The organism is Bradyrhizobium lablabi, from assembly GCF_018129385.1.
Lineage (GTDB): Bacteria > Pseudomonadota > Alphaproteobacteria > Rhizobiales > Xanthobacteraceae > Bradyrhizobium > Bradyrhizobium lablabi_C.
The window spans coordinates 248,798-265,699 of record NZ_JAFCLN010000002.1; the positions used below are offsets into that span (position 1 = coordinate 248,798).

Genomic DNA, 16,902 nt, shown 5'->3' on the forward strand with positions numbered 1-16,902 from the left:
GAACACCCATGGATACGATCGATCGCAGGACCATTTTGGCTACCGGCGCGCTGGCGCTGACAGGGGCGGTGGCCAGTTCTTCGGCGCAAGCGCAAGCCGGGCCGAAAGCGCTTTTTCCCGTCGGCACCACGACCATTCCGATTGTCGGCGAGACCGACGTGTTTCCGGTGCGGCGGATCTATTGCATCGGCCGCAACTACGCTGCCCACTCGCGCGAAATGGGCTCTGATCCCAACCGCGAGCCGCCGTTCTTTTTCCAGAAGCCGACGGATGCGATCCAGAACGTCTCGATCGGTGCGGTCGCCGATCATCCTTATCCTTCGCTGACCAAGAATTACCATTACGAGGTCGAGCTGGTGGCTGCGCTGAAATCCGGCGGCAGCAATATTCCGGCCGACAAGGCGCTCGATCATGTCTACGGCTACGCCGTCGGTCTCGACATGACGCGGCGCGATTTGCAGCGGGCGATGGGGGATGAGAAAAAGCCGTGGGAGATCGGCAAGAGCTTTGACCGCTCCGCGGTGCTTGGCCCGATCCATCCCGCCGCGAAGACCGGCCACTTTACCAAGGGCGGGATCTCGCTCGCGGTGAATGGCAACGTGAAGCAGAACTCGAACCTGCAAAACATGATCTGGAGCGTGGCCGAGCAGATTTCAAAGCTCTCCGAAGCGTTCGAGCTGAAGGCCGGCGACATCATCTACTCCGGCACCCCCGAAAACGTGGGGCCGGTGGTCAAGGGCGACGTGCTCCTGTGCAAGATCGAAGGCCTGCCGGACATGTCGATCAAGATCGTATAGCGCTCGCGTCGCCCCGGGGACACTCGGGGCGGCAGCTCATCCGGTCATCTCCGCGTACTCCGGATGCTTGTAGAGATAGTCCACCACAAATCCGCAGCCGGCGATGACCTTGCGTCCGTCGGCGCGGATCAGCTCCAGAGCGCCCTTGATCAGTTCGGAGGCGACGCCGCGGCCGCGCAGCGTACGCGGGGTCTCGGTATGGGTGATGATGACGGCCTCAGGCGTCAGGCGGTAATTGGCGAACGCCACCGCGTCCTCGACGTCCATCTCAAATCGGCTCAGGGTTTTGTTGTCGCGAACGGCGGCCATATCTGAAATTCCAGTCTGAACGTCCAGGTCAATTTCCATCCTGATCTAGGCGTGCGATCCGGCGGGCGCAAACCTGCGGCCGGCTCACGCCTTCAGCAGGTCGGCGTAGTCGGGATGCTTGCCGATCCAGCCCTTCACGAACGGGCATTGCGCGACAACCTTCAGTCCGTCCGCGCGCACCTGGTCGAGCGCGCCCTTGACCAGTTTCGAGCCGATGCCCTTGCCGCCGAGTTCGGCCGGCACTTCGGTGTGCTCGAACGTGATCACGTCGCCGGCGCGCTTGTAGTAGGCCGCGGCCATATGGCCGTCGACCTCGAGCTCGAAGCGATGTTGCGCTGCATTGTTGGAAATCACGTCAGTCATCCGTTCGATCCTGGTTACAAAATTGTACTCACGGGGTCTTGTGCGTACAAAACCCGTTCACACGTTCTAGTTACTGGACATACGCCCTGATGCGGCCGGACGGGTCGCCTGACAGTCGGAGTGTCGTGCTCTCCAGCCGCCGACGTATGCCTCTTCCGAGGGAGGTTTACATGTCGCATTTAAGCTTCTTCAAGACTCATCGCACCTGGGAGGATTGGCTTGGCATGGCGCTCGGCGTGCTGATCGTGCTGTCGCCGTGGTTCCCGACCCAAGCCCCCCACGAGATGGTGGATGCGGAACGCAGCTTTATCGTCCTCAACACCTTCACCGTTGGTTTGCTCGTGTTCGGCCTGGCACAACTTGAGTATGTTGCATTGCAGCGTTGGGAGGAGGTGGCCGAAATCCTGCTCGGCCTGTGGCTGATCGTCTCGCCCTACATCTTTGGCTATTGGGAAGAGGGGATGCTGCGTCTCTGGCACACGACTCTCGGCGGCCTCGTCGTGCTGCTGGCGGGCTTCCAGCTCTGGCAGGACTGGGACCTGAACGAGCAGGAACTCGCCAGGCACGGGCAATAGCGCCTGGCTCCTCGCGGGCAGCCGGTCCGGCAGCGGACCGACGGCTTGCGCGTGTTTGATCAAGCGGCGAAATCGAAGGGGGCCGCAGGTTCTCCGGCAATTGCCGAACGGCATTCGGCTTGGTAGGAGAGCCGATCCACCCGACGAAAGCCCATGGCCGATATCGACGAGACCGATCTGGAATTGATCGACCTCCTGCAAAAGGACGCACGCATTCCGCAGGCGCAGCTTGCGGCAACCGTTGGGCTCGCCGCCTCCTCTGTGAATGAGCGCATCCGCAAACTCGGCGAGCGTGGGCTGATCTCGGGCTACCACGCCAGGATTTCGCCGGAAGCGATGGGCTACGATCTGCTCGCCTTCCTCTATGTCGCCTGGAGCAAGGCCGAGACCGAGCGCGCCTTCCTGCGAAAGGTCGCGGGCCAGGCGGTCGTGATGGAGATCCATCACGTCACCGGGCTCTGGAATTACATGCTGAAGGTGCGGGTGAAGAACACGCGCATGCTGGAAGGATTTTTGGCAAAGGTCATCAAGGCCGTGCCGGGCATCGAGCGCACCGAGACGGTGATCGTGCTGTCGTCGCACAAGGAGACCTCGCAAATCCCGACGCGCGAGCCGGACTGGATGTCGTAGTGGTCCGTTTATTTTTTGAGCATGATCTTTTCGGAAAACCGGTATCCACTTTTCCGGATCATGCTCTGCGCCGCCTGCGGACGTGGATGTTGATATCGAGGTCGATCGCGCTGACGCAGGTTTGCTCCGAGCGGTGCGAGCCGCCTTCGTGCCAGTCGCCCTCGCGCGCATGGGCGTAACTGACATGGGCCAGCCGCAGGCAGCGCCATTGCGGCAACCGGCCGCTGCTACTTCCGCCGAACTGCCAGGCCAGTACCACGTCCTCGCCGTTGCGGTTCTTGCCGATGATGTGCGGGCAGAGCTCGCGCCGGCGGCCGTCATAGGTGCATACCACCTGCTTCTCCCGCAGGATCGCGTCGTAGAACAGGGCATAGGTCGCACTGGGCATTGAGCTACCGCCACTGCTAGGCTTAATTCCAACGGGCCGGCGCGCAGGGTGTTCCAGGGCCGCCGGCCGGACAAGAAGAAGTCAGGGAGACCGAATTGACCGAGGCTACCACCAATCCCGCGCCGCGCGGCGGCCTGAACCGGATGTCCCGCCGGGTCATGAACCTTGCCTATATGCTGACGCAAAACGCCCGCCGCCACGGCAAGCGCGTCGGCCTCGTCTGGGCCGAGCGGGCCTGGACCTGGCGGGAGATCGACACCAGGGTTTCGGCGCTGGCGGCGGCGCTGGCCGCGCGCGGCATCGTCAAGGGCGACCGGGTTCTCGTTCATTCCAAAAATACCGACGAGATGTTCTTCTCGATGTTCGCCGCCTTCCGGCTTGGTGCGGTGTGGGTGCCCACCAACTTTCGCCTGATGCCGGACGAGGTGGCCTATCTCTCCAGCGCTTCCGGCGCCAAGGGATTTTTGTGCCACGGCGAGTTTCCCGATCATGCCGGCGCGGTGAAAGCCGCCAGCCCCGCGCTCGAGTTCATCTGGCGGATCGGCGAGGACGGCACCTTTGGCGAGCGCACGGTCGGCGAAGCTATTGCGGCGCATGTAGGCGCAACGGTGCAGGAGGCGAAGGTCGACTACGACGATCCCTGCTGGTTCTTCTTCACCTCCGGCACTACCGGCCGCTCCAAGGCGGCCGTACTGACCCACGGCCAGATGGGTTTTGTCGTCACCAACCATCTCGCCGACCTGACGCCCGGCGTGACCGAGCAGGACGCCTCGCTGGTGGTGGCGCCGCTGTCGCACGGCGCCGGCGTGCATCAGCTCGTGCAGACCGCCCGCGGCGTGACGACGGTGCTGCTGCCGACGGAAAAGTTCGACATCGCGGAGGCGTTCCGCCTGATCGAAACGCATCGCGTCGCCAACATGTTCACCGTGCCGACGATTTTGAAGATGATGGTCGAGCATCCCGCAGCCGACAAATTCGACCATTCCTCGCTGCGGCATGTGATCTATGCCGGCGCGCCGATGTATCGCGAGGACCAGAAGGCGGCGCTGAAAAAGCTCGGGCCTGTCATTGTGCAATATTTTGGACTCGGTGAAGTCACCGGCAACATCACAGTGATGCCGGCGGCGTTGCATGAACTGGAAGACGGTCCGCAGGCGCGGATCGGTACCTGCGGCTATGAACGCGCCGGCATGCAGGTGTCGATCCAGGACGATCAGGGGCGCGAGCTGAAACCGTTCGAGACCGGCGAGATCTGCGTGATCGGCCCAGCGGTGTTCGCCGGCTACTACGACAATCCCGAAGCCAATGCGAAAGCCTTTCGCGATGGCTGGTTCCGCACCGGCGATCTCGGCCATGTCGACGAGGAAGGGTTTATCTACATCACCGGCCGCGCCTCGGACATGTACATCTCCGGCGGCTCCAACATTTATCCGCGCGAGGTGGAGGAGAAGATTCTCACCCATCCCGCGATCGGCGAGGTCGCCGTGCTGGGCGTGCCTGATCCATTCTGGGGTGAGGTGGGCGTTGCCGTCTGCGTGCCGCGCGAGGGCGCAAAGCCCGTGAGCGAGGCGGAGTTGGCGGCGTTCCTTGCGCCGAAGGTGCCGCGCTACAAGATGCCAAAACGCTTCTTCTTCTGGGATGCGTTGCCGAAATCGGGCTACGGCAAGATTCCGAAGCGGATGGTGCGCGATGAGCTTGAGGCACGCGGACTGTTGGCTGACATCGCCAAAGCCACGGGCACTTAGGCGATGCGGCGCATCGAGCAGCCGGGGCCGCCAGTGCCCGAGCGCATCCAATGGGTGGAGGCGCGCGGCCGCGCCTTTTCCTTCACGCTGGAGGCAGGCCTGCCGTTGCTGGAGGCTGCGCGCCGCGGCTTTGCCGATGCGGGCTTTGCCGGCGGCGTGTTGAACATGCGGGCAGGGGCACTGGCGCCCTTTGCCTATGTGATGCCGGCGCTGTCGAAGACGGCCGATCACGCCGCGTTCTACAGCGACACGTTTCGCCCCAACGGCGTCACGCGCATCCGGATGGGGGCAATGACGCTGGGAATGCGGGACGGCGCGCCGTTCTTTCATTGTCACGCGCTGTGGCGTGAGGCCGATGGCCGCATCAATGGCGGGCATATCCTCCCCGAGGAGACGATGGTCGCCGAGCCGTTTGAGGTCGATGCGTTCGGCGTCGACGGCGCGATGTTTTTGGCGGAGCCGGACGTGGAGACCGGGTTCAAATTGTTCGGCCCGGTGGCGCGCGAGGCGACGGGTGTCAAAGGCACTGCGCGCGCCTTCGCGCTGCGGCTGCGGCCTAACCAGGATTTTGCCGGCGCGCTGGAAGGCTTTTGCCGCCAGCGCGGCATTTTGCAGGCCCGCATCCGCGGCGGCGTCGGCAGCATTATCGGGGCGCGCTTTGCGGATGGAAGCAGCCTCGTGCCGTTCGCGACCGAGCTTGCGATCGGGGCGGGGGTGGTTGCCGCGGGTGCAAGCGGCGCGCTGGAGGCGCAGCTCGACATCGCGCTGGTGGATTATCTCGGCGGGCTTGCCGAGGGGCGGCTGGTGCGCGGCGACAATCCGGTGCTGATGACGATGGAGCTGGTACTGGAGGTGCTGGAGGAGGTGGGAAGGGGTTAGTGCCCGGTCACCTCTGTGCGTGCCGAGCACGTTCAACAGCAACGGTCGTCATGCCCCGCGAAGGCGGGGCATCCAGTACGCCGCGGCTTCTCGGATCAATCACGACGGCCTCTGGAATACTGGATCATCCGCCTTCGCGGATGATGACGAGTGAGTGCGTGGAAGCGGCTCGCACATCAAACGCAACTTCTCGTTCTCGCGGCGCGTTTCGCCCGAGTTTTGCAAATTCGCCTTTCCCTCAAAAGACAGAGGGAGCAGGGAATGCCGGGTGCGCGCTGCACCCGCGGTCTCGTGTGCCAAGTTGCGCAAGCAAGAAGGCGCACACGAGCATACAGGTGAAGCGGAGGCATTCCGGCATCCCCTGCGCAATGGCTTTACGGCTTACTTCGTGCTCTTCCCGGTGGAGCGGGCTTGTTGTCACCGTCGCCGGCGGGACACTTCCCGCCAACTTGACGCCAGCATCGCGGCGTCAGAACCACACGACTTCGCCGTACGCTTTGGACGTTTTCGTCGGGTGAACATTCACCACGCCAAAGCGTCCACCGCATCCCATCCCAACGTGTGGTGACGATGGCCAACGCCCCTCTCGGGGATGAGACACAGCGCTTATAATTCTGATTTCCAGAAATACCAAGCGAAATATTTTTGCCGCGAGGGCTGGACAAGTTTTGGCTGATTTGCCCGACAGAACGAAGTGCTTGAAGTTGCTGGATAAACAGACATCGCTCCGTTCTGTTGACCTAGTTCCTCTTTTGTTCTTGACGCCGCGATTGCCCGCTGGGAGAGTGGAACCGCCATCCAAAACCAGAGCGAGCCATGAGTTCGAAACGTAATCGCGTCATCAAGATGCCGGCGCCATACCTCAAGCGGATCTGGATCGATCCGGAGCGGGTGCCCGACCGCAGGGCCTACCCGTTCTGCCTGCCGTTTCTGGGCGACGAGTTCGAGCTCGATTTCGACCACGCCTTCACGATCATCGTCGGCGAGAACGGGACGGGAAAATCCACGCTACTGGAGGGGATCGCGGTGCTCGCCGGATTTGACGAGGCCGGCGGCGGCAAGGGCTACCGGACGGTCGACCACTCCAATGCGCTGGAGGAGATGGGTGGAGAATTGTCCTCCGCGCTTCGCGCAAGCTGGTTGCCGAAAATTACCAATGGATGGTTCTTTCGAGCCGAAAGCTTCTTTTCGGTCGCGCGATATCTGGACGAAGTCAATACGGAGGAAATTCCTAACGTTCCAGGCGGGGTGCCTCCGGACTTCCTCTCGCACTCGCACGGCGAGGGCTTTTTGCGCTTCTTCGAGGAGCGTTGCCAGCGCCAGGGCATCTTCATTTTCGACGAGCCGGAGTCTGCGCTCTCGCCCGCGCGCCAGATGGAATTCCTGAAACTGATGCGTCGGATGGAAGAGATCGGCCATTGCCAAATCATCATGGCGACGCACGCGCCGATGCTGATGGCCTATCCGGGCGCGCGGCTGCTGCGGCTGACGAAATACGGGCTGGAGCCGGTGAGTGTGAAGGATACGGATCATTTCAGGGTGATGCGCGAGTTTTGCGATGATCCGAAGGGGTTTGTGGAGGCGGTGTTTGAGGAATGAATGACACCGTCGCCGCCCCGTCATTGCGAGGAGCGACAGCGACGAAGCAATCCATGCTTCGCCAGCGGCACGATGGATTGCTTCGCTTCGCTCGCAATGACGCTCAGACGCTACCGTCGCGTTTCGACGACAAGTCTCGCCACGTCTTCCATCCGCTCGAACACCATATCCGGCCCGAGCGCCCGCAGCGCTTCCGGCGCGGCGGAGCCCCACATCACGGCGCCGCAGGCGATGCCGGCGGCGCGGGCGGCTTCGATGTCGCGGAGTTCGTCACCGATCGAGATCACCTGCGGTGGGGCCACGCCGGTGCGCTTCAGGACGCGGCGGAATTTTGCAGCCTTGCCGAACAGCGAGGCGCCGCAGTCGAAGTGCGCGAACAGGCCCGCCGTCTCGCCGAGCTGACGGCGCGCATTGGCTTCGTTGTCGGAGCTGACGAGCACGAGCGTGAGGCCGTTATCGTACAGCGTCCGCAGCATCGCCTCCGTGCCCGGAAACAGCGGGATGTCGGCGAGCTGTTCGGCCTTCATCCGCTGCATGTGCCGGGCGATGGAAGGCAGCTTCCATAGCGGCACGTTCAGGCGCTTGAGAATCTCGCGGGAGCCGGCGTGCCGCAGCGATTGAACGTCCTCGTCCTTGATGCGGTTAAAACGGAAGCGATCGGCGACATCGTTGACGTTGCGCAGGAACCACGGAAAGCTGTCAGCCAGCGTGCCGTCGAGGTCGAAGATGACGAGCGAGTAAGGCATCACGCCCCCGTTTACGGTTTCCGATTGGCGACTGACTTCAGCCGCTCGATCGCGTCGCGGATCGGACCGAACGGTCCGTATTTGTGCTGCTTCTCGCTGAAACCATCGGCATAGGGCCCGTAGGGAGCGTCGACCGGCTTGTCGAGCAGATCGGGAAAATCCTTTGCGAGGCCGGCGCGTTGAGGTCTCGGGTGGGAAAGCACAAAGGCCGCGACGTCCCAGGCCTGCTCGGCCGTCAATTGCGGATTCAGATAGTCGGCGCCGTGCGGCATGTTGAAGTGGACGAAGTTGGCAAAGTTGATGAGGCGCGCCATGCCGGCGCCGTCATTGTAGCTGCCGGGCCCCCACAGCGGCGGAATCATGTAACCGAGTTGCGGCGCGCCGCGATCCCTCAGGATGCCGGAGCCGTCGGTGTTATGGCAGGCGGCGCAGGAGCTGATATAAACCACGCGGCCCCGTTCGGGATCGGCCGCGCGCGTCAACTCCTTCATCTTGCCGGCGCCAAGGCCCGGCAATTGCTGACCCGCCGGCACGCCGGTGGACAGGAATTCGACATAGGCCACGAGCGCTCGCATTTCAGGGGCATCGTTCGGCATGGCGCGGCCGTTCATGCTGCGGGTCATGCAGCTATTGAGGCGGTCCTCGATGCTGATCGGACCGCCTGTGCGCGCACTGTAGGCGGGGAAGTCGCCGTAGATGCCGAACAGCGGCAGGCCGAATTTCTTGGTGCCCGCGTCGAGGTGGCAATTGGTGCAGGCGAGATTGTTGCCGGAAAAGCGTTTTGCGGGATCGGCCACGTTGGGGCCGATATGCGCGTAGGTTGCCAGCACCAGATCGCGGCCGTCGCGGATCAACTGGCCCCGTGCATCCCGGGGCAACGCGCTGACTTCCGGCATGGTCCAGGGGATGGGGCTGGCCGGCTGCTGGGCTGAAGCCGGGAGGGCGATGAGCGTCAGGAGGCCGGAAGCAAAAAGGCAAATCCGCATGGCGGCCTCGTTGAAGTGCGTGGTTTGTGGTCGGGGCGTCACTATGCGGAACGTGAAGCCGAATTCCTAATTTTCCCGAAAGACGAACTCACGATCGCCAAACGCTGCCCTCGGTCCAGCCGAGTTCGGCGAACTCGGCGGCCCGTAACGGTGCTTCCCCCTCGGCAAAGAATTCGTCGAGCTGAGGCGGCGGCACGTTGGTTTCCGAGAGCATGGCGTGCGCCTGTCCGCGATGATGAATCTGGTGCTGGAAGAGATGCATCAGCAGGCGATCGCGGCGCTCGGTCTGGACTCGCGTGTCGCGGTTGACGCGTACGAATCCGTCGAGGAGGTCCGGTGTCAGCGCGTCGCACAGGGCGATCAAACGCCGGTCGATCGCGGCTTGCGCGGACTTTAGCCCGGCAGTGGACGGATACGGCACGTCGTTCGCAAAGGCGGCCGGCCCGAGCCATCCACCCTCCAGCGCATCGACGTAGAAGAGGTCGATGATGTAGATGTGGTTCAGCGTAAGCTGCAAGCTCGGAAAGAAGCCGGTGCGCGCAGCTTCGAAATCCGGTTGGCTCAACGCGGCGCAGGCGGTGAGCAGCCGATGGTTCGCCCAGGCATTGTTGTGGGCGAATGCGCGGTAGGTCTGGACGAGGCTGGCCGGCAAAATTGCTCTCCTTTGGACCTAATCGTTCGTCGATTGGTGTGCTTCAAATAGTCGGCGACCGCGGAAGGAGTAAGACGGATTGGCGGAGCCTAATCCGCCGATGCTGCACAAAGAGCGGGAGATTAAGCCCTCGGTATAGGCTCTACGAACTGCTACCCGCTTGCTAAGTTCGCTTGTTTGGAAGAACCGGATCGCCCGAAAAGGCTAACTTTTCGGATTGAACCTTCGCTTCTTCGTCGACCAACGGCTTAACCCAGTCTTGCAATTCTCTTAGCGTTTTGAAGCGAGGAAACGGATTGTCGTGCCAAGGGTCCAACATCAACGTAGCCGCCGCAAAAGCGTCGCAACTGCGCCTCGGGTGCTGGAAAAGATAGCTGTTATGGATGTCCGTTTGAATTCCGTAATGATGGCTTACAAAGAACTCCTGCCAATTTTCCTCTAGTTCATCCTTCGGCTTGATATCAATAATATCTACCTCGGCTAGCTCCAACGTTGGGTTCTTTTTCCAATCGGTTAGCATAAGTTGACGAGCTTCGACGTCAGTCTTTGGAGCACTATAACCGAAGATCGTAAGATAGTAGCCATAGCTAAGCGCGTATCGAAGCGCATCCCACTCGCTCTTAATAAAAATGTCGGTTGAATAGTCTTTGTGCTGCACGGGATACAACAATTTTGATGGTTCAAAAAACTTGTTGCATTTCGAGCATTTGTTGCCATTGACGCCGGAGATGCGGTCAGCTTCGCAAATTCCTATCTTAACGTTCCCGTGCAAGAAGCAAATGCGAGGTCGTCGTATCTTCGACACGCATTCATTTCGTTGATAAGCTTGAAGTAAAAATGGATCCCAATTGAAACTTGCAATGGTATCCTTTTCTCTAAGCGACAAGACGAGATAGTCGTAAATCGTTGGTGCTTCTGGAAGTGAAAGGGTTGAGAAATATTCGTAGACGCGGCTTTCGATCAGCTTGCGAAGCTCTTCGTTCTTCCCAGTTGATGCCAGTTCGTCATAGAGCAACTCAAAGTTCGTCAGATTGGGATCGTATCCGGCCGCGCTTACGTCAGTTCGTAGGGACAGCAGGTCGATCAAATTAAGCATAGAAGGAAGTGCTGGACCAATCTTGCCCCAGTCATGGTAAGCAGCAATGCTCGCGCCCGCCCCTAAAATAACTATGTGAGGAGCCGCGACGATCTTTCCATCCATTGCTGGCATGCTAGGCATAACTCGTCACTCCGCCGCCTCGCTCGCCCCGCTGCTCTTCTTCCGCGGCGCGACCTTCTTCAGCACCGGGGCCAGGAACTTGCCCGTGTAGCTCCGCGGCGCCTTCACGATGTCTTCCGGCGGGCCCCAGGCGACGATTTCGCCGCCGCCGTCGCCGCCTTCGGGGCCGAGGTCGATGACCCAGTCGGCGGTCTTGATGACTTCGAGATTGTGCTCGATCACCACCACCGTGTTGCCCTGGGCGACCAGTTCGTGCAGCACTTCCAGCAGTTTCTTGACGTCGTGGAAGTGCAGACCGGTGGTCGGCTCGTCCAGAATGTAGAGCGTGCGGCCGGTGGCGCGCTTTGACAATTCCTTGGCAAGTTTGACGCGCTGCGCTTCGCCGCCGGAGAGGGTGGTGGCCTGCTGGCCGACATGGATGTAGTCGAGGCCGACGCGGTGCAGCGTCCGGAATGTTTCGCGGACGCGCGGGACGGCCTTGAAGAACTCGGCGGCCTCTTCCACGGTCATGTCGAGCACGTCGGCGATGCTCTTGCCCTTGAACAGGACTTCCAGCGTCTCGCGGTTGTAGCGCTTGCCCTTGCAGGTGTCGCAGGTGACGTAGACGTCGGGCAGAAAGTGCATCTCGATCTTGATGACGCCGTCGCCCTGGCAGGCCTCGCAGCGGCCGCCCTTGACGTTGAAGGAGAAGCGGCCGGGCTCGTAGCCGCGCGCCTTGGCTTCGGGCAGGCCCGCGAACCATTCGCGGATCGGCGTGAAGGCGCCGGTATAGGTCGCCGGGTTCGAACGCGGGGTGCGGCCGATCGGCGACTGGTCGATGTCGATGATCTTGTCGATGTGCTCGAGGCCCTCGATGCGGTCGTGCGGGGCGGCGCCTTCGCTGGCGTTGTTCAGTTTTCGCGCGATGGCGCGGTAGAGCGTGTCGATGAGGAGCGTCGACTTGCCGCCGCCGGAGACGCCGGTCACGCAGGTGAACAGGCCGAGCGGGATTTCGGCCGAGACGTTTTTCAGGTTATTGCCGCGCGCGTTCACCACCTTGATGGTGCGGCGGTGGTTCGGCGGGCGCCGCTCGGGGATCGCCACGTTCAATTCGCCGGTGAGATATTTTCCGGTCAGCGAATTGGGATCGCGCATGATGTCTTGCGGCGTGCCTTCGGCGACGATGTTGCCGCCATGCATGCCGGCGCCGGGACCGATGTCGAGGACGTAGTCGGCAAGGCGAATGGCGTCCTCATCGTGTTCGACGACGATGACGGTATTGCCGAGGTCGCGCAGCCGCTTCAGCGTTTCCAGCAGGCGCGCGTTGTCGCGCTGGTGCAGGCCGATCGAGGGCTCGTCCAGCACGTAGAGCACACCGGTCAGCCCCGAGCCGATCTGCGATGCGAGGCGGATGCGCTGGCTTTCGCCGCCGGACAGCGTGCCGGACGAGCGCGAGAGCGTCAGATAATTGAGGCCGACGTCGAGCAGGAAGGAGAGGCGCTCGCGGATCTCCTTCAGCACGCGGGCGGCGATCTCGTTCTGCTGGGCGTTGAGCGCTTCAGGCACGCTCTCGAACCATTCGCCGGCGCGCTTGACTGAAAGCTCTGAAATCTCGCCGATATGCTTGCCGCCGATCTTGACGCAGAGCGCCTCGGGTTTGAGGCGGTGGCCGTGGCAGGCCTCGCAGGGAATGTCGGAAAAATACTTTGCCAGCTCCTCGCGCGCCCACTCGCTCTCGGTCTCGCGGTAGCGGCGGTTGATGTTGGTGATCACGCCCTCGAACGGCTTTTTGGTGTCGTAGGAGCGCACGCCGTCTTCGTAGGAGAACTTGATGTCCTCCTCGCCGGAGCCGTGCAGCAGCACCTGCTGGACCTTCTTCGGCAGATCCTTCCACTTGGTGTCGAGCGTGAACTTGTAGTGCTTTGCCAGCGCGGTCAGTGTCTGCAAGTAATAGGGCGAGGACGACTTTGCCCAGGGCGAGATCGCGCCCTTGCGCAAGGTCAGCTCCTTGTCCGAGATGACGAGGTCCTCGTCGATGTGCTGTTCGACGCCGAGGCCGCCGCAGGCGGGGCAGGCGCCATAGGGGTTGTTGAAGGAAAACAGCCGCGGCTCGATCTCGGGGATGGTGAAGCCGGAGACCGGGCAGGCGAATTTTTCCGAGAACAGGATGCGCTCGGGGCCGCTCTTGTCGTGGATCTTTGCGGTCTTCTTCTTGTCCTCGGTGGCGGCGGCCGGCGCGTCGGCGTATTCGATGACGGCGAGGCCCTCGGCGAGCTTCAGCGCGGTCTCAAAGCTTTCGGCGAGGCGCTGGGCAAGATCCGGACGCACCACGATGCGGTCGACCACCACGTCAATGTCGTGCGGAAATTTTTTGTCGAGCGACGGCGCGTCGGACAGCTCGTAGAAGGTGCCGTCGATCTTGACCCGCTGAAAACCCTTCTTGAGGTATTCGGCGAGTTCCTTCTTGTACTCGCCCTTGCGGCCGCGCACGACTGGGGCGAGCAGATAGAGGCGCGTCCCCTCGGGCAGGGCCAGCACGCGGTCGACCATTTGCGAGACGATCTGGCTCTCGATCGGCAGGCCCGTGGCGGGCGAATAGGGCACGCCGACGCGGGCCCAGAGCAGGCGCATGTAGTCGTAGATCTCGGTGACGGTGCCGACGGTGGAGCGGGGGTTCTTCGACGTCGTCTTCTGCTCGATCGAGATGGCGGGCGACAGGCCATCGATCTGGTCGACGTCCGGCTTCTGCATCATCTCCAGGAACTGGCGCGCATAGGCGGAGAGCGACTCGACATAGCGGCGCTGTCCCTCGGCATAGATGGTGTCGAAGGCGAGCGAGGATTTGCCGGAGCCGGAAAGGCCGGTGAACACCACGAGCTTGTCGCGGGGAATCTCGACGTCGATGTTTTTCAGATTGTGCTCGCGCGCGCCGCGGATGGTGATCGCGCGCGTTGCGGACGCATTCTGGTGGCGTTTGGCGCGGAGTATTTCATCCATATCGGCATTCCCAGGCGCGCCTGACGGCCGCTGTTGTTTGTTTGAGCATGATCTTGCCGGAAAACCGGTGCCCGCTTTTTCCGATCATGCTTGGCGCGCATCGCCGGGAAAATCCGGGATCAGACGCCAATGGAGTGATGATATCGGAACGTAGGAAGAACGGGAGATGATTTCCAGTGCGGCCTGCGAATCATCAACGGTTTGTTTTGAAGGCACTTTTACTGGCAGCAGGTGTCAGCGGCGCTGATGGAACAAACAAATGAAAAGGCCGGCGCGAGGCCGGCCTTCGTCATTCCGTATATGTCGGACGGTCAGTATTTTGCGATGACCGGACCGCCCCAGCGATAATTCACACGCACCGTGACGACATCGACGTCCTGCCTGATGCGGTCGGTTGCGAACAGCGCGCCGCCCGGCACCGTGTTGAAGGTGTAGCTGCGGCTGTCCATGAACAGGTGGTCGTAGGCGACGCCGGCGGACCAGTTCGGCGAGAAACCGAATTCGACGCCAGCGCCGACCACGCCGCCCCAGCGGGTATCGTCGGTGGTGTTGGCGATGAGCGCGCCGGTCGCGGTGGAGTAGATGCGGAAGCGATCGTCGGTGACCGCACCGCCGCCGCGAACGTAGAGCAGCACGTTGTTCCAGGCGTAGCCGATCTGACCGGTGAGCAGGCCGAACGCGCCGATCTTCGATTCAGCGGTGATGGCGGGCGCAAACACGCTCACATGGTTGCCCTTGAAGTCGGCCCAGTTGCCCTGGCCTTCCAGACCGAACACCCAGGTGCCGGCCTGCCAGCGATAACCGATCTGACCGCCGGCCGTACCGCCGGTCGCATCGTGGCAGCCCTCCGCAGCAACGAAGACACCGAGCGCTTCGCGATCCCAGCACTTGTGGCTCGAACCCCAGCCGCCGTTGGCGCCGATGTAGAAGCCGCTCCAGTCATAGAGCACCGGGATCATCGCAGGCGGCGCCTTGGTGTAAGGGCGTGCGGCGAGATCAGCGGCCGAAGCAGGAACGGCCAGTGCAGCAAGACCGGCGAGACCCAGCAGAATCTTCTTCATTGCAATTTTCATTTGGCTACTCCGGCTCCTGATCCGCTTTCGTTGTCCCCGAAGCGTCAGGAAAAATCGGTGCGAGCGCCGCAACCATCCATTGATGAGCGGAACCTACGCGATTCAGCGCCAAAAAGCCGTCTCCGAAATGCAACAGTGGCGGACGAAGTGGGGAACGGCAAGATCGTGATTTGTTTAGAATATTTCCGGACCGTGGTTCCGCCGGTTCCTTGGAGGCCGATGGCCTTGGCCGGGGTGGGCCAATCTCCGCCAGTCGGGAACAAAACTGGAACAACGGGGAAAACGGTGCTATATGTGGATAACCGCCGCGGGCGTCGGGATCGGGGCCACCGCGCCGCCGTTGAGCGTATAGGGTCGCGCCTCAACATTTGGCGGCGGGCGGCGACAGCGACGGGGTGTCCGGGGCGGCCCAGTAATTTCGAGCGTGGAGAGCGGCGATGGCGGGAAGTGTGAACAAGGTGATTTTGGTCGGCAATCTGGGCAAGGACCCGGAGATCCGCCGCACCCAGGACGGTCGGCCGATCGCCAATCTCTCCATCGCCACCTCGGAGACCTGGCGCGACAAGAACACCGGCGAGCGCAAGGAAAAGACCGAATGGCACCGCGTGGTGATCTTCAATGAGGGGCTGTGCAAGGTCGTCGAGCAGTACCTGAAGAAGGGCTCGAAGGTCTACATCGAGGGCGCGCTACAGACCCGCAAATGGACCGACCAGAGCGGGGTCGAAAAGTATTCCACCGAAGTCGTGCTACAGGGCTTCAACTCGACACTGACCATGCTCGAAGGCCGCGGCGGCGGAGGCGGGGGCGGCTTTGGCGATGACGCCGGCGGCGATTTCGGCAGCTCCAGCCCGGCGCCGCGCCGGGTGGCCGCGGCAGGTGCCGGCGGCGGCCGCAACGCCGACATGGACGACGACATTCCGTTCTAACGCGCAGGAAGAGCCGATCGGGACAGGAAACGGCCGGCCCGGCTTTCGAGCATCCGAACCAAGATCGGATCCATGAATTCGTAGTCGTCCGGAATATCGAGGCAGATGACCCGTTTGCCCTTCAAGCTGGAACGGAATTTCCGGTTCAGCTTGGTGCGATGGGTCTTTTCCATGACGAAGATGATGTCGGCCCACTCGACCTGTTCGGACGACAACGGCACGTTTGCGCCGTTGGAGATGCCGGCCGAGTCGGTCTCGATCCCTGGCCACGTCGAAAAGATCTGCTCGGCGGTTGGGCTGCGAAGGCGATTGGCGCTACAGACGAAAAGGACATTTGTCACTTTGTCACTCGAAGGGGCGACGGAGCGCGATGTTCGCAGACTTACCCTGTGGCCGGAAACGGCAACGCCGACATGACGATGATATTCCGTTCTGACTGCGTCGCAACCTGATGGCATTCGGGCGTGGCCGGGCTCGCGAGTCCGGCCATGATGCATTTCAGCACCATCCGCAAACTTGACAGTGGAAAGATTGATGTGAATACTCGTCACATCGATCGTCGAGTCATTTTTGCAGGTGTTTCGATGTCGCTCGCTCCATTGCTCGCCGCGGCCCCCGAAATCCAGGTGCACGCCTTCGCCGCGATGGCGGCGTTCGTGCTCGGTGCGGTCCAGATCGCGGCGCCAAAGGGCACGCTGCCGCACCGGACCGTCGGCTGGATTTGGGTAGGCCTGATGGCGGTGGTTGCGATCTCCTCATTCTGGATTCACGAAATCCGGCTGTGGGGTCCGTGGAGCCCGATCCACTTCCTGTCGATCTTCACGCCGGTCATGCTGGTGCTCGCGGTGTGGTACGCGCGCCGGCACAATGTGCGCGGCCACAGGATCGCGATGGTTTCGATCTTCTTTGGCGCGCTCGTGATCGCGGGACTGTTCACATTCGTGCCCGGGCGGATCATGCACACGGTGGTTTTCGGCCCCTAAGGGGGTGATCGCGGTTCCGAAAGCCGCATTTCAAGGTCTTCCCACGAAGCGATTTT

General features: G+C 62.0%; 18 protein-coding genes. 8 read left to right on the plus strand and 10 right to left on the minus strand.

Annotation, left to right across the window (positions count from 1 at the left end; translation table 11 throughout):
* Nucleotides 1–8 precede the first annotated feature (8 nt).
* On the plus strand, nt 9–797 hold the full coding sequence (locus JQ628_RS04695) for a fumarylacetoacetate hydrolase family protein (RefSeq protein ID WP_212220002.1): 789 nt from the start codon (nt 9–11) through the stop codon (nt 795–797).
* Between the two features lie 36 nt (nt 798–833).
* Here JQ628_RS04695 and JQ628_RS04700 read toward each other — a convergent pair whose 3' ends face one another.
* Both JQ628_RS04700 and JQ628_RS04705 read right to left on the minus strand, forming a co-directional pair.
* A complete protein-coding gene (locus JQ628_RS04700) occupies nt 834–1,106 on the minus strand; it encodes a GNAT family N-acetyltransferase (RefSeq protein ID WP_212220006.1) in 273 nt (90 codons plus the stop codon).
* 84 nt (nt 1,107–1,190) lie between these two features.
* Nucleotides 1,191–1,469: a GNAT family N-acetyltransferase gene (locus JQ628_RS04705; protein WP_212220008.1), complete on the minus strand. Its 279-nt coding sequence runs from the start codon at nt 1,467–1,469 to the stop codon at nt 1,191–1,193.
* A gap of 170 nt (nt 1,470–1,639) precedes the next feature.
* On the opposite strand from JQ628_RS04705, the gene JQ628_RS04710 reads away from it, so the two are divergent.
* Both JQ628_RS04710 and JQ628_RS04715 read left to right on the plus strand, forming a co-directional pair.
* Entirely contained in the window at nt 1,640–2,044 is a 405-nt protein-coding gene (locus JQ628_RS04710; RefSeq protein ID WP_212220011.1) for an SPW repeat protein, read from the plus strand.
* Nucleotides 2,045–2,197: 153 nt separating this feature from the next.
* Nucleotides 2,198–2,674 (plus strand): Lrp/AsnC family transcriptional regulator, encoded by a 477-nt coding sequence (locus JQ628_RS04715; protein WP_212220014.1) that lies wholly within the window; start codon nt 2,198–2,200, stop codon nt 2,672–2,674.
* Nucleotides 2,675–2,732: 58 nt separating this feature from the next.
* On the opposite strand, the gene JQ628_RS04720 is transcribed toward JQ628_RS04715, so the two are convergent.
* Complete coding sequence (locus tag JQ628_RS04720) at nt 2,733–3,062, minus strand: hypothetical protein (protein ID WP_212220017.1); 330 nt, start codon at nt 3,060–3,062, stop codon at nt 2,733–2,735.
* Between the two features lie 143 nt (nt 3,063–3,205).
* On the opposite strand from JQ628_RS04720, the gene JQ628_RS04725 reads away from it, so the two are divergent.
* The 3 genes from JQ628_RS04725 (at nt 3,206) to JQ628_RS04735 (ending at nt 7,285) form a co-directional block, all read left to right on the plus strand.
* Complete coding sequence (locus tag JQ628_RS04725) at nt 3,206–4,807, plus strand: acyl-CoA synthetase (RefSeq protein ID WP_212221104.1); 1,602 nt, start codon at nt 3,206–3,208, stop codon at nt 4,805–4,807.
* Nucleotides 4,808–4,810: 3 nt separating this feature from the next.
* Nucleotides 4,811–5,686: a PCC domain-containing protein gene (locus JQ628_RS04730; protein WP_212220020.1), complete on the plus strand. Its 876-nt coding sequence runs from the start codon at nt 4,811–4,813 to the stop codon at nt 5,684–5,686.
* Between the two features lie 816 nt (nt 5,687–6,502).
* Nucleotides 6,503–7,285, plus strand: coding sequence for an AAA family ATPase (locus tag JQ628_RS04735; RefSeq protein ID WP_212220022.1), 783 nt, complete (start codon nt 6,503–6,505; stop codon nt 7,283–7,285).
* Between the two features lie 110 nt (nt 7,286–7,395).
* Here the strand turns inward: JQ628_RS04735 and JQ628_RS04740 are convergent, their stop codons facing one another.
* The 6 genes from JQ628_RS04740 to JQ628_RS04765 all read right to left on the minus strand — a co-directional run bounded on the left by JQ628_RS04740 (nt 7,396) and on the right by JQ628_RS04765 (nt 14,925).
* Nucleotides 7,396–8,031 carry an HAD hydrolase-like protein gene (locus JQ628_RS04740; RefSeq protein ID WP_212220025.1) on the minus strand — a complete coding sequence of 212 codons (636 nt, stop codon included), beginning with the start codon at nt 8,029–8,031 and terminating at the stop codon, nt 7,396–7,398.
* 11 nt (nt 8,032–8,042) lie between these two features.
* Nucleotides 8,043–9,017, minus strand: coding sequence for a c-type cytochrome (locus JQ628_RS04745; RefSeq protein ID WP_212220028.1), 975 nt, complete (start codon nt 9,015–9,017; stop codon nt 8,043–8,045).
* Between the two features lie 88 nt (nt 9,018–9,105).
* Nucleotides 9,106–9,669 carry a DinB family protein gene (locus JQ628_RS04750; protein ID WP_212220030.1) on the minus strand — a complete coding sequence of 188 codons (564 nt, stop codon included), beginning with the start codon at nt 9,667–9,669 and terminating at the stop codon, nt 9,106–9,108.
* A 163-nt stretch (nt 9,670–9,832) separates the two neighbouring features.
* Nucleotides 9,833–10,870 (minus strand): hypothetical protein, encoded by a 1,038-nt coding sequence (locus tag JQ628_RS04755; protein WP_212220033.1) that lies wholly within the window; start codon nt 10,868–10,870, stop codon nt 9,833–9,835.
* A 24-nt stretch (nt 10,871–10,894) separates the two neighbouring features.
* Complete coding sequence (gene uvrA, locus JQ628_RS04760) at nt 10,895–13,864, minus strand: excinuclease ABC subunit UvrA (RefSeq protein ID WP_212220036.1); 2,970 nt, start codon at nt 13,862–13,864, stop codon at nt 10,895–10,897.
* Nucleotides 13,865–14,175: 311 nt separating this feature from the next.
* Nucleotides 14,176–14,925 carry an outer membrane protein gene (locus tag JQ628_RS04765; protein WP_212220039.1) on the minus strand — a complete coding sequence of 250 codons (750 nt, stop codon included), beginning with the start codon at nt 14,923–14,925 and terminating at the stop codon, nt 14,176–14,178.
* Between the two features lie 449 nt (nt 14,926–15,374).
* On the opposite strand from JQ628_RS04765, the gene JQ628_RS04770 reads away from it, so the two are divergent.
* A complete protein-coding gene (locus tag JQ628_RS04770; RefSeq protein WP_212220042.1) occupies nt 15,375–15,863 on the plus strand; it encodes a single-stranded DNA-binding protein in 489 nt (162 codons plus the stop codon).
* Here the strand turns inward: JQ628_RS04770 and JQ628_RS04775 are convergent.
* Nucleotides 15,860–16,204 carry a low molecular weight protein tyrosine phosphatase family protein gene (locus JQ628_RS04775; RefSeq protein ID WP_212221106.1) on the minus strand — a complete coding sequence of 115 codons (345 nt, stop codon included), beginning with the start codon at nt 16,202–16,204 and terminating at the stop codon, nt 15,860–15,862. The two genes, JQ628_RS04770 and JQ628_RS04775, sit on opposite strands and share 4 nt — an antisense overlap.
* A 243-nt stretch (nt 16,205–16,447) precedes the next feature.
* On the opposite strand from JQ628_RS04775, the gene JQ628_RS04780 reads away from it, so the two are divergent.
* Nucleotides 16,448–16,846, plus strand: a complete 399-nt coding sequence (locus JQ628_RS04780) for a DUF2306 domain-containing protein (RefSeq protein ID WP_212220045.1) — start codon at nt 16,448–16,450, stop codon at nt 16,844–16,846.
* Nucleotides 16,847–16,902 lie beyond the last annotated feature (56 nt).

Coding starts and splice junctions, on each gene's coding strand:
- JQ628_RS04695 (WP_212220002.1), top strand. CDS start 9: ATGGATACGATCGATCGCAGGACCATTTTGGCTACCGGCGCGCTGGCG.
- JQ628_RS04700 (WP_212220006.1), bottom strand. CDS start 1,106: ATGGCCGCCGTTCGCGACAACAAAACCCTGAGCCGATTTGAGATGGAC.
- JQ628_RS04705 (WP_212220008.1), bottom strand. CDS start 1,469: ATGACTGACGTGATTTCCAACAATGCAGCGCAACATCGCTTCGAGCTC.
- JQ628_RS04710 (WP_212220011.1), top strand. CDS start 1,640: ATGTCGCATTTAAGCTTCTTCAAGACTCATCGCACCTGGGAGGATTGG.
- JQ628_RS04715 (WP_212220014.1), top strand. CDS start 2,198: ATGGCCGATATCGACGAGACCGATCTGGAATTGATCGACCTCCTGCAA.
- JQ628_RS04720 (WP_212220017.1), bottom strand. CDS start 3,062: ATGCCCAGTGCGACCTATGCCCTGTTCTACGACGCGATCCTGCGGGAG.
- JQ628_RS04725 (WP_212221104.1), top strand. CDS start 3,206: ATGTCCCGCCGGGTCATGAACCTTGCCTATATGCTGACGCAAAACGCC.
- JQ628_RS04730 (WP_212220020.1), top strand. CDS start 4,811: ATGCGGCGCATCGAGCAGCCGGGGCCGCCAGTGCCCGAGCGCATCCAA.
- JQ628_RS04735 (WP_212220022.1), top strand. CDS start 6,503: ATGAGTTCGAAACGTAATCGCGTCATCAAGATGCCGGCGCCATACCTC.
- JQ628_RS04740 (WP_212220025.1), bottom strand. CDS start 8,031: ATGCCTTACTCGCTCGTCATCTTCGACCTCGACGGCACGCTGGCTGAC.
- JQ628_RS04745 (WP_212220028.1), bottom strand. CDS start 9,017: ATGCGGATTTGCCTTTTTGCTTCCGGCCTCCTGACGCTCATCGCCCTC.
- JQ628_RS04755 (WP_212220033.1), bottom strand. CDS start 10,870: ATGGATGGAAAGATCGTCGCGGCTCCTCACATAGTTATTTTAGGGGCG.
- uvrA (WP_212220036.1), bottom strand. CDS start 13,864: ATGGATGAAATACTCCGCGCCAAACGCCACCAGAATGCGTCCGCAACG.
- JQ628_RS04765 (WP_212220039.1), bottom strand. CDS start 14,925: ATGAAGAAGATTCTGCTGGGTCTCGCCGGTCTTGCTGCACTGGCCGTT.
- JQ628_RS04770 (WP_212220042.1), top strand. CDS start 15,375: ATGGCGGGAAGTGTGAACAAGGTGATTTTGGTCGGCAATCTGGGCAAG.
- JQ628_RS04780 (WP_212220045.1), top strand. CDS start 16,448: ATGTCGCTCGCTCCATTGCTCGCCGCGGCCCCCGAAATCCAGGTGCAC.